Genomic DNA, 10,848 nt, shown 5'->3' on the forward strand with positions numbered 1-10,848 from the left:
GCCGCCCTCTGCGCCGAACTGAGCTCCACCGACACCGTCTATCCCGGCACCGACCTCGTCCTCCGCTACAGCGTCAAGGCGCCCTGAGCACCTCAGGGACTATGGCGCGTAGGTCAGGAGTCCTGGACTCGACTCCCATCAGCAGGAGAATGCCGCTACGTCCAGTGCGGTTGCCCGCGAGATGCTTGCACCGATCGTCACTCGCGTCGCCCGGGATGGCGTCGGGACCCCCATCACGACACGCTCGCCGTAAGCGGCCCGCGCCCCCAACGCCGGCATAACCCGAGAGAGCGCGCCGGCGACAGTCGGCACCCCTTCAGAGATCGATGAACACACTCGGGGGCGAGTAGTCGAGCATCGCCAAGCCGGCCTCAGCAGGTAGTGACGGTGAGCCGGCCTGTAGGCGGGGTTCTGTGCGCCGCCGTTGCCGGCGGGCGGTGGCCATCCATCTACGCGGTCTACCCGGGGATATCGGGCGGGCCACCCATCCCCTGTCTGACCTTGCTCCGGGTGGGGTTTGCCGAGCCGCCCGGGTCGCCCCGGGCGCTGGTGCGCTCTTACCGCACCGTTTCACCCTTACCTGTGGCGCCGGCCGGAGCCGGGCCCATCGGCGGTCTGTTCTCTGTGGCACTTTCCTGCGGGTCACCCCGACTGGCCGTTAGCCAGCACCCTGCCCTGTGGAGCCCCGACCTTCCTCAGCCCGGTTGCCCGGGCCGCGGCCACCCGGCCGGCTCACCGTCACCGCTAGTTTCCCACGCTCAGAAGAACTCCAGCGCCGACAGCTCCGGGACCCAGCGCAGGGACCGGTCGCGGGCCTCCCGCCAGCGGTCGCGGTCGAGGCGGCGGTAAGGCTCGATGGTGTGCCCCGGGGCCCACAGCGAAGCGCACTCGTCGAGGCCCGACCACAGGCCCACGGCCACGCCGGCCAGGAAGGCGGCCCCCAAAGTCGTCGCCTCTCGCACGCGCGACACCTCCACGGGCCGCTGGGCGGCGTCGGCCAGGGCCTGGACGAACACCGAGTTGGCCGTCATGCCCCCGTCGACCCGCAACGTGCCGATCGGGAGCCCCGAGTCCGCCTCGGCCGCCTCGACCAGGTCGACGGCCCGGTGGGCCACCCCCTCGAGCACAGCCCGCACGATCTCGGGACGTCCCGTGCCCCGGGCCAGGCCGAGCAGCGTGCCCCGGGCCCCGAAGTCCCACACCGGGGCCCCCAGGCCGCCCAGGGCGGGCACGAACACCACCCCGCCGCTGTCGCGGCACGCCCCGGCCACCTCCTCGGACTCGGCCGCGGTTGTGATGATGCCCAGGTCGTCGCGGAGCCAGCCCACGGCCTGGCCGGCGCTCAGCATGGCCGCCTCCAGGCCCCAGGTCAGGTGGCCGCCGATGCCCCAGGCCACGATGGGGAACGTGCCCGCCGGCCCCACCCGGGGGAACGGCGGGCGCTGGGCGCCCAGGCAGATGTCGAGCATCCCCCCAGTGCCGAACGTCAGCTTGGCCTGGCCGGTCCGGGTGCACCCCTGGCCGATGAGCGACGCCTGCTGGTCGCCGGCCATGCCCGCGATCGGCGGAGACCCGGGCAGGGCCGAGGCCACGCCCGAGACGGCCGCCGAGCCCACGATCTCGGGCAAGACAGCCTCGGGCACCCGAAGGGCACCGGCCACGGCCGGGTCCCACCCCGACCCGTCGAGGCGGAACAGCCCGGTGAGCGCCGCGTTGGTGGGTTCGGTGATATGGACGGCCCCCTCCGACAGCGTCCAGGCCATCCACGTTTCGATCGTGCCGAAGCACAGGTCGCGCTCGCGCTCGGGGTCGGCCAGGTCGAGCAGGAAGGCCAGCTTGGTGGCCGACTCGTTGGGCGCCAGCCGGACCCCCTGGGCCTGGAGCATCAGGCACATGCCGGCCGTGCGCAGGTCCTGCCAACTGACGCCCGGGCCCACCGGCTGACCCGTGGCCCGGTCCCACAGGACGGTGGACGAGCGCTGGTTGGCGATCCCCACGGCGTCGACCGGGCCGGCCTCGGCCAGCGCGGCCCGGGCCACGTCGAGGGCAGCCGCGGCCATGGCCGCGGGGTCGAACTCGACGAACAGGGGCGCGGGGCTGGTGGGCGGGACCTCGCGGTGGTGGAGGGTCACGACCTGTCCCTGGTGGTCGACGACCGCGGCCCGCAGGCCGCTGGTCCCCACGTCGACGACGAGAACGCAGCCGTTCACGGGCGCGACCTCGGCCACCGTTCGGCCACCAGCGTGCCCAAGATGGCGGCGGCCGCCACCATCAGCCCGTTGAAGGCCAGGGCCACGGCGTCGGGCCCGTTGCCCGTCGTGAGGCGCAGGGTGACCCCGAAGGCGGCCACCACGGCGTAGGCCGACAGGGCGGCCAGCAGGCCGTGGGCGAGGGCCGCGTCGGGCCGGCGGGTGGCCGCCAACCACCCACCGCCGGCGTTGCCGGCCAGTGCGACCACGTAGAAGGCGATGACGGCGTTGGGCCCCGTGTCGAACCCGACCGTGGAGTCGAACACCTGGGCCCCGACCATGACCGCGACCAGCACACCCAGCACGAGGGCCGCCCCGCTCGCCACGGCGCGCCAGTCGATGGCGGGGATCATCCGGCGCGGGCCAGTTCGTCGTGGGGCGTCCGGGGCCTCAGCCGCACGACGCTGCCGGGGGCCGTCAGGACGGCGGCCGTGACGAGCGAGAAGCGCTGGCGGCCGAGGTCGACGGCGGTCACGCGGGCATCCTAGGAGCCAGGCGCAGGGCTTCCCCGGGGCGGCCGAGGCCCCGTGTACCAGTAATGACTGGATTTTGACAACGTTTCTGTTGCACAATTAGACCCGTACGAGCCGGACAGTCGCCAGCGGCGGTTGATGAGCCGGCCCAGTTCCGTCCAGTCCGTCCCCTTACGTTCCACTTGGAGACTTCCCACCCTATGAACCTCTCCTGGCGCCAGCGCGGCGCCTGCCGGGGGCTCGATCCCGACATCTTCTACCCGCTCGAAGACACCGAGGCCGGGCCGGCCAAAGACATCTGCGCCGGCTGCCCGGTGAGCGAGCTGTGCCTCGAGTTCGCCCTCAGCACCCGCGAGGGCGAGGGCATCTGGGGCGGGACGACGGCGCGCGAGCGGCGGCGCATCCTGCGCCAACGGCGCAAGACCGCCGCCGCCTGAGCGGCCCGGCTCCCGGGTAGTTTCTCGCCGTGCCCGCGTCCCCCTCCCTGGCCGAACTGGGTGGGTGGGCCGCGGTCCTCGGCGCGCTCACCCGCGGGGAGGACCTGGCCGGTGAGGCGGCGTCCGCGGCCATGGCCGAGATCCTCGAAGGCTCGGCCACGCCCGCCCAGATCGCCGCCTTCTGCGTGTCGTTGCGCATGAAGGGCGAGACCGTCGAGGAGATGGCCGCCCTCGTTTCGACCCTGCTGGCCTACGCCCAGACGGTCGAGATCGAGGGCGCCTCCGAGCTGGTCGACACGTGCGGCACCGGCGGGGACCGCAGTGGCACGGTCAACGTCTCCACGGTGGCCGCGCTGGTCGTGGCCGGGGCCGGGGGGCGGGTCTGCAAGCACGGTAACCGTTCGGCATCGTCGGTCTGCGGTTCGGCCGACGTCCTGGAGGCCCTGGGGGTGGCCATCGACCTCGGTCCCGAGGGGGTGGCGGCATGCGTGACGGCCACGGGGATGGGGTTCTGCTTCGCCCCCCGGTTCCACTCGGGGATGCGCCACACCGGTCCGACCCGCCGGGAACTGGGTGTCCCTACGGTGTTCAACTTCCTCGGACCGTTGGCCAACCCGGCCCGGGTGCGCCGCCAGGCGCTGGGCGTGAGCGACCCGGCCATGGCCGAGCGCATGATCGGCGTCCTGGCCGCCAACGGCTCGGAGCGGGCCCTGGTCGTCTACGGCCACGACGGGCTGGACGAGCTGTCGACCACGACCACCTCCACGGTCCTCGACCTGCGAGAGGGTGAGGTGCGGACCTACGTGGTCGACCCGGCCGCCCTTGGGCTGGCCCGGGCGACCGCCGGCGACCTCAAGGGCGGCGATGCCGCCACCAACGCCGACCTGGCCCGGCGGGTGCTCGACGGCGAGCCCGGTGCCCGGCGTGACATCGTCGTGCTCAACGCGGCCGCCGGGCTGGTGGCCGCCGGGCTGGCCGACGACCTGGCGACGGGCCTGGAGGCGGCGGTGGCGTCGGTCGACGAGGGCCGGGCCGCGGCCGTGCTCGACGATCTGGTCAAGACCTCCCAGGCCCACGCGGGCTGAGGAGCCGGTCGCCACCGGTCGGCTCGAAGCGGGGCAACCGGGGGAGGGGCCACGACAGCTCGCCCTCGCATGCCACGAGCTTGACCCGGGCGGCCTCGGTGTCGAGCCAACGGGCCACGCACGCCAGCTCGTCGGCCAGATGGCGGGGGACGGGCGTGCCCGGGCCCGGGTCCGGGCCTTCGACGTCGACTCCCGCCTGGGGCCCGAGCAGACCCCCTCGGAACACGAGCCGCCGCTGGTCGGCGCCGACGTCGAGCTCGAGGCGGCCAGCCCGGCGCAGGGCCTCGAACTGGCGCTGGCGGTGCAGGGCCCGGGCCAGGGCCGCGGCCCGATCGCGGGTCGAGGCCGCTTCCTCGAAGCGTTCGGCCGCGGCCAGGGCGTTCATCCGCTGCTCCAGAGGCCGTAGCAGCACGGACGGGTCACGGGTCAAGCCGTCGACCACCACGGTGACGATGTCCCGGTAGTCGTCCTCGGAGATCGTCCCCGCGCACGGACAGGCGGCCACCCCTAGCTGGGCGGGCGTGCACGGTGCCTCCCGCAGGGGCCCGTCGCGGCGGGGGCGGGCCGTGCAGCGCCGTATGGGCACGGCCGACTCGATGGCCTCTGCGACCTGGCGGGCCACGGCCGAGGAGCCCAGGGGGCCGAGGTAGAGGCCGCCGTCGCGGCCCGGGGCCTTGACGACCGACAGCCGGGGGAAGCGCTCGTCGAGGGTGAGCTTGAGGTAGGCGTAGCCCCGCCACCGCTTCGAACGCTGGTTGTAGGGGGGCTGGTAGCGATGGATGAGCCGGACCTCGAGGACGGCGGCCTCCAGCGGCGTCGGGCACACCACGTGGTCGACCGTCTCGGCCTCCCGCAGCAGGGGCAGGACCTTGCGACGGTCGTCGCCCGAGAAGTAGGACCGGACCCGCGACCGCAGATCGGTGGCCTTGCCCACATAGAGGACCCGCCCGCCCCCACCCTTGAACAAGTACACCCCGGGCCGCCGGGGCAGGCCGGTTGTGAGCCGCAGCTTGGGGGCCAGCGGATGGGAGGCCAGCTTGGGCAGGGCGAGGAGGTCGTCGAGCCCGAGGACGCCCAGCCCGGCGGCCCGCTCCAGCAAGGCGTGGAGCAAGTCGGCGGTGGCCAGGGCGTCGGCCAGCGCCCGGTGGGAGGGCTGGTGGGCCAGCCGCAGCCGGCGGGCCAGCGTGGCCAGGCGGCAGTCAGGTACCTCGTCGCGCACGAGCCGGCGGGCCAGGGCCACGGTGTCGACCCGGGCGTGGGCCAGGCGGGGGTAGCCGTGGGCCGCCAGGGCGGCGTCGAGGAACGAGATGTCGAACCGCAGGTTGTGGCCCACCAGCACCGAGCCCCCGGCGAACTCGCAGAACGTGGGCAGCACGGCGTCGACCGTGGGTGCCGGGTAGACCATGGCCTCGGTGATGCCCGTGAGCACTACGATCTCGGGGGGGATCGGCACTCCCGGGTTGACCAGGGTCTGGAACGTGCCGAGGCACTCGCCTCCCTTCACCTTCACCGCCCCGATCTCGGTGATGGCACACGTGGCCGGCGAGCCCCCGGTCGTCTCGAGGTCGACGACGCAGAAGGTCACGTCCCGCAGCGGGGTGCCCAGGTCGTCGAACGAACGGGGTTGAAAGGGAAGTGCCCCGGTCTGCACGGCCGCCCACCGTAGCCGAACACACGTTCGGATAGGCCCACGACGAACCAAGTGTCGGGAACGCGCCGAATGTGGCGCGTTCGGCACACCGGTTCGGGGGAGGGGCAGCGAACAATCGTTCGGGCCGGGCCTGCGGGCGCGCTAGTAGGATCCCGGAGGTGGCTTCCCGTTACCGATGCGCCTCTTGCGGCAACCTGACGAGGTTCGACGTCACCACCCGCCGGCGGACCCGCGCCTTCCACCACTACACGCTGGGCGGCGAGCTCGACGTCGAGGAGGAGCAGGTCCTGGAGGAGGTCGTCGAGGAGGTCACCTGCCGGTGGTGCGGACCGAGCGGCACGGTCGAGGCCCTGGGGGAGGAGGCCTGAGCGAACCGGGCGGCGACGCCCTGTTCGGCCCGGAGGCCGACGGCTTGCTCCGCCAGGCCCTGGAGGCGGCGCTGGCCCTGGCCCGAGAGGGCGAGGAGGACACGCCCGCGGTAACGGCACCCACCCTTCTGCGGCCTTTCCTGCAGTTCAAGAAGCTGCCATCGCGGGCCCTGACGGCGACCCGCAAGGCCCTCGACACCGACGACGACTTCCGCCGGAGGGTGGCCGACGAGGTCTCCGAGGAGCAGGTCGGGCGGGCCGGCTGGCTCTACGTCCACCGGCCCGAGGGGTGGGGGGACGAGCTGGCCGACCTGGTGGCCGAGGCCACCGGTGCCGCCCAGGAGAAGGCCGAACGCCGGTCCGAGCACGATGCCCGCCGGCGGTTGGCGTCGGTCCAGGAGGCGGCCCGGCGGGCGGAGGCGACCGCGGCTGCAGCCCGGGCCGAGTCCGAGACGGCACGCCATGCGGCCGCCGAGGAGCGCCGTGCCCGCCTGGCCGCCGAGCAGGAGGCCGCGGCCGCCATCGGACGGTCCGACCTCCTGCTGGCCGAACGCGAACGCCTGCGAGCAGCCCTTGCGTCCGTGAAGGAGGAGGCCGAGTCGCTGCGCCGCCGCTTGGCAGAGGTGTCCGCCCAAGACGATGCCGTTGGCGGCCCGGGCGCTCCCACCACCCCCGTTCGCCGGTCCTCGACGACGCGGCCGCCCTCCGATGCCCCTGCCACCCCGCCGCCCGCCCCTGGCCCCCCGCCCACCCCCGGTCAGGGCTCAACGGCCGGCGCACCTGGCGCCGGGTCATCTGGCGCCGGGTCATCTGGCGCCGGGTCGCCCGTTCCGGGTCAGGAGCAAGCCGGCGGGCTACCTGGCACCGGCCCGCCCGGTGGGGCCGCGGTCGTCGCCGGCCCGGTAGGAGCCACAGCCGCAGCCCCCACGGGGCCGGAGGCAACGGCTGCTGGGACGGGCTGGGGCGTCGGTGCGCACTCGCCCGGTCGAGGGAGCGGGGCAGCCGGCCCGGCGTTGGCGGCGGCCGCCAAGGCGGCGACCCAGCTGGCGGCGGCCCTGGGGGCGGCCGCCGATGCACTGGCTACCGAGGGCCCGGCGCGCGAGGCTCGCTCGCCCGGACCGCCGGCTGCGGAGGATCCGGGCGGCCAGGGCCCGGCCGCCGATGCACTGGCCGCCGATGCACTGGCCGCCGATGCACTGGCCGCCGAGGGCCCGGTCCGAGCGGCTCGTTCGTCCGGGCCGCCGTCCGCCCCACCGCCGGTGGGTACGCCGGGCGCCGCGACCGGTCGCGGGCGCCGGGAGGCGCGGACGCCCGCCCGCCGCCCGCTTCCCTTGCCGCCCGCGGTGTTCGACGACTCGGCGGAGGCCGCCGAACACCTGCTGCGTTCCACCGGTGTCGTGCTGTTGGTCGACGGCTACAACGTGTCGCACGCGGGCTGGCCCGAGCTGGCCATCGCCGAGCAGCGCCGGCGTCTGGTCGACGCCCTCGCCGAGCTCGCGGCCCGCACCGGAGCCGAGCCCCGGGTGGTGTTCGACGGAGCCGAGCTGGCCATGCCCGGTGTGGTGCCCACCACTGCCCGGGCCGTCCGCGTGACCTTCTCCCCGCCCGGGGTCGAGGCCGACGACGTCCTGATCGAGGCATCGGCGGACCTCCCAGCTACGCGGCCCCTCGTCGTCGCCTCCAACGACCGCCGTGTGCGATCAGGTGCCGCCCGCTTCGGGGCCAACGTGATCTCCAGTGAGCAACTCCTCGCCGCCTTGCGCCGGTGAGGTCCAGCAGCCACGAGTTGGAGAGTCGCCGGGGTCACCTGCGACCTGAGAGTACGTCCTGGGCAGCGAGTCACGCTGCGCCCGCTACCGGAATAGCGTCGCCGGCGGGCGGGCCGGACGCCGGAGCGGCCTTGGTCGACTCCTTACTGCCCCGGCCCGCCTTCTTCAGCTTCTTCGCCTTCGTGCCGTTGCGGCGGGCCTGGCGGACGGCGGCCGACACCTTGAACCGCTCGGCGCAGATCGCACGACCCTCGGCCTCGGTGATCTCGTTGCCCTCCGTGTCCCGCAGCACGTAGGCCTCGCCCCGCCGCCAGCAGGCGGCGATCCGGGTCGCCAGCACGGCGGCCAGGGTGCACACCGCAGAGATGTGGTGGCGACCTTCGTCGACGACGAGGCGGTGATAGCGGGCGGCCAGGGTCGGGTCGACCTTGCGGGCGAGGTCGGCGGCCAGGAACAGCGCCTCCCGCAGGCCGGGGTCGCCGGCCTTGGTCACGCCCTTGTGGCGGTTCTCGAGCCCCGACTGGTCGATCTTGGGCACCAGGCCGGTGAAGGACCGCACCCCCGCCAGGTTGGCGAAGCGGCCAGGCGTCGAGGCGCTGGGCGGTGGCCGTGCGGCGCTTGACCAGGCTCGATCGCAGCCGCACGGCCCGCAGCAGCGGCTGGGCCGGCCCCAGGTGGTCGATGGGACGGAGGCCGTCGGGGTGCAGCAACGGCAGGCGGGCCAGGGCCCGGGAGTCGAGGCGGTCAGTCTTGGTGTGTTTGTTGTAGTAGTCCCGCAGGTCGGCCGACTGCTCCGGAGGCACCATCACCACCTTGGCGCCGCGCGCCTGCAGCCACGCCGCCAGCGGCACCCAGGCGTTGCGGGTGGGCTCCAGCACGACCGTCACGTCGGCCCCCTCGGGGACTTTCGCCCAGAGCCGCTCCAAGTCCGACGGGGTGCTCCGGACCGCCAGCCCGACCACAGGAACTCACCCGCCCCGTCGGCGCAACTCGCTTGGTGGTCGGCCCGACAGGCCACATCGATGCCCAACCTGATCGTCTGCCCCACTCTCTTCCTCCTTGGCTGAACGTTCCGCTCGCCGGTCCCTCCAGTTGCCGGCCCCACACGTTCCGCAGGTGGTGTCCATCCGGACATTCCGTTAGCAGGGGTCCGCCACCGCCGGCGGCCCCAAGTTTCCTGAACAGGGATGCACGTGTGCCGAGGGGTTCGTCCGATCCGACGATCAGCTTTGAGGAGTCGACCTTGCAGCCGCTCCGGTCATACACCGAGCCGAACCGGAAGAACCGACCCGGCGAACCCTACGGAGGCCCGCCACCGGGGTGGTGGACCTACCGAGGAACCCTAAGTGTCATACCCCCCTCGTTAGGTTCTCGGTGGGCGAGCGGGAACGAGGAGGTGCTGTGGAGGACGTCTCGGTGATCAGCTGTGAGGACTGCACGATGCAAGACACGCCGACCTGTGACGACTGCGTGGTCACGTTCATCTGCAACCGTGAGCCGGGGCAGGCCCTGGTAATCGATGTGGCCGAAGCCCGCGCCGTGCGCATGTTGGGCGACGCGGGGCTCGTTCCCCAGCTTCGGCAGGTGCGCCGGACAGGCTGAGACGGCCCCGGGGGTCCACTTTCGGGGGTCAACACCGGTGGTAGCGTCCGAAGCCAGGGCCCGTCGTCGCCGGGCCACCGTTCACCCTCGGAGCGCGCGTGCGAAAGCTCCACGTTGTCGGCTTCACGCCCGATCACGACGGCTTGATCTTCAGCACCCGCAAGGGTTCGAAGTCGGGCGGCTTTGTCGCTGCGATCAGCGACGAGCTGCTCGATCTCGTCGCGCAGCTCGACCCCGACCATGGGGCCGAAGCCGCCCAGTTCCCCGGGCCGGCCGGCTCTGGCGGGGCCGAGCGGGGGACGGGCGGTCGCCCCGAGAGCGCGCTCACGCCCCGCGAGATCCAGGCCCGCCTGCGGGCCGGACGCTCGATCAACGAGGTGGCCCGGGAGGCCGGTGTCCACCCCGCGTGGGTCGAGCGGTTCGCGGCACCGATCCTGGCCGAGCAGGCCCGCATCGTCTCCTTGGCCCGCGGGCTCGTCTACTCCAAGGCCCGCCTCGGCCCTTCGAGCCAGCCGCTCGGTCAGTCAGTGGCCGTCAACCTGATCGACCGCGGGGCGCGCTTTCTCGAAGAGGAGTTCGACGCTGGATGGAGCGCCTACCAGCTGCACGACTCGGTGTGGATGGTCAGGTTCCGCTACCACTCCCGCGGGCGCGACCAGGAGGTCAGGTGGCAGCTCGACGCGTCCACGGGCCGGCTCCAGTCGACCGACCGCCTGGCGTCCGACCTCGGCTACGTCGAACCTGGCCGGCGCCTGCGTAGCCGCATGGCCGAGGCCGAGGACGCGGCGGCCGTCCCCGTGCCGGTTGCTGCGGATGCCGCCCGGGCCGACGGTGGCAACGGGGCGGACGCCCCTCCATTGGGCGTGACCAACGGGAGTACCGGCCCGGCCCGCCCCAGGGTGCGCCGTTCGTCGACCACGGCGACGAGCCGGGCCGCCGGTCAGGCCCGGGCCCGCAAGGCGGCCAAGGCAGCCGGTGCAGGCAGACCGAAGGCCGCCAGCCGGGCCAGAGGTACGGGCCCTGCCGCAAGAGCCGGCGTCACCGGCATGTCCCGAGCCACCAAGTCAACCCCCTTGACGGGTGCCGCCAAGACGGCCGGTCGGGCCACTGGAACGGCCAAGACGACCCGCGCCACCCGGTCGGGCACGGCAAAGCCGGCCAAGGCCACCCCCACGGCCAAGACCACGGGTGCCCGGCGCACCGGGGCCACCGGA

11 protein-coding genes, 1 other RNA gene and 1 pseudogene are annotated in these 10,848 nt (G+C 73.6%); 6 read left to right on the top strand and 7 right to left on the bottom strand.

What is annotated here, in order from left to right; translation table 11 throughout:
- Positions 1 to 384: 384 nt before the first annotated feature.
- The 4 genes from rnpB to AB1673_16705 all read right to left on the bottom strand — a co-directional run bounded on the left by rnpB (position 385) and on the right by AB1673_16705 (position 2,724).
- An RNA gene (rnpB, locus tag AB1673_16690) (RNase P RNA component class A) lies at positions 385 to 735 on the bottom strand.
- Positions 736 to 758: 23 nt separating this feature from the next.
- On the bottom strand, positions 759 to 2,210 hold the full coding sequence (locus AB1673_16695; GenBank protein ID MEW6155602.1) for an FGGY family carbohydrate kinase: 1,452 nt from the start codon (positions 2,208 to 2,210) through the stop codon (positions 759 to 761).
- The gene (locus AB1673_16700; GenBank protein MEW6155603.1) at positions 2,207 to 2,602 is read right to left on the bottom strand and encodes a hypothetical protein; all 396 of its coding nucleotides are present in this window, start codon (positions 2,600 to 2,602) and stop codon (positions 2,207 to 2,209) included. The genes AB1673_16695 and AB1673_16700 overlap by 4 nt, the downstream gene beginning before the upstream one ends.
- The gene (locus tag AB1673_16705) at positions 2,599 to 2,724 is read right to left on the bottom strand and encodes a hypothetical protein (GenBank protein ID MEW6155604.1); all 126 of its coding nucleotides are present in this window, start codon (positions 2,722 to 2,724) and stop codon (positions 2,599 to 2,601) included. The genes AB1673_16700 and AB1673_16705 overlap by 4 nt, the downstream gene beginning before the upstream one ends.
- Before the next feature lie 198 nt (positions 2,725 to 2,922).
- On the opposite strand from AB1673_16705, the gene AB1673_16710 reads away from it, so the two are divergent.
- Entirely contained in the window at positions 2,923 to 3,159 is a 237-nt protein-coding gene (locus AB1673_16710) for a WhiB family transcriptional regulator (GenBank protein MEW6155605.1), read from the top strand.
- 29 nt (positions 3,160 to 3,188) lie between these two features.
- Entirely contained in the window at positions 3,189 to 4,244 is a 1,056-nt protein-coding gene (trpD, locus tag AB1673_16715) for an anthranilate phosphoribosyltransferase (GenBank protein MEW6155606.1), read from the top strand.
- On the opposite strand, the gene AB1673_16720 is transcribed toward trpD, so the two are convergent.
- Positions 4,216 to 5,895, bottom strand: a complete 1,680-nt coding sequence (locus tag AB1673_16720; GenBank protein MEW6155607.1) for a DEDD exonuclease domain-containing protein — start codon at positions 5,893 to 5,895, stop codon at positions 4,216 to 4,218. The genes trpD and AB1673_16720 overlap by 29 nt on opposite strands.
- Before the next feature lie 158 nt (positions 5,896 to 6,053).
- On the opposite strand from AB1673_16720, the gene AB1673_16725 reads away from it, so the two are divergent.
- Together AB1673_16725 and AB1673_16730 are read left to right on the top strand one after the other, a co-directional pair.
- Positions 6,054 to 6,263, top strand: coding sequence for a hypothetical protein (locus tag AB1673_16725; GenBank protein MEW6155608.1), 210 nt, complete (start codon positions 6,054 to 6,056; stop codon positions 6,261 to 6,263).
- Between the two features lie 44 nt (positions 6,264 to 6,307).
- Positions 6,308 to 8,032: an NYN domain-containing protein gene (locus AB1673_16730; protein MEW6155609.1), complete on the top strand. Its 1,725-nt coding sequence runs from the start codon at positions 6,308 to 6,310 to the stop codon at positions 8,030 to 8,032.
- A 70-nt stretch (positions 8,033 to 8,102) separates the two neighbouring features.
- Here the strand turns inward: AB1673_16730 and AB1673_16735 are convergent, their stop codons facing one another.
- Together AB1673_16735 and AB1673_16740 are read right to left on the bottom strand one after the other, a co-directional pair.
- On the bottom strand, positions 8,103 to 8,591 hold the full coding sequence (locus tag AB1673_16735) for a transposase (GenBank protein MEW6155610.1): 489 nt from the start codon (positions 8,589 to 8,591) through the stop codon (positions 8,103 to 8,105).
- A gap of 85 nt (positions 8,592 to 8,676) precedes the next feature.
- Positions 8,677 to 8,994: pseudogene (locus AB1673_16740) on the bottom strand (transposase).
- Positions 8,995 to 9,433: 439 nt separating this feature from the next.
- Between AB1673_16740 and AB1673_16745 the strand changes: the two are divergent.
- The gene (locus AB1673_16745; protein MEW6155611.1) at positions 9,434 to 9,634 is read left to right on the top strand and encodes a hypothetical protein; all 201 of its coding nucleotides are present in this window, start codon (positions 9,434 to 9,436) and stop codon (positions 9,632 to 9,634) included.
- 98 nt (positions 9,635 to 9,732) lie between these two features.
- On the top strand, positions 9,733 to 10,848 hold a 1,116-nt coding region (gene sepH / locus AB1673_16750; protein ID MEW6155612.1), incomplete at its 3' end, for a septation protein SepH.

Source organism: Actinomycetota bacterium, from assembly GCA_040754375.1.
Taxonomy (GTDB): domain Bacteria; phylum Actinomycetota; class Acidimicrobiia; order Acidimicrobiales; family AC-14; genus JBFMCT01.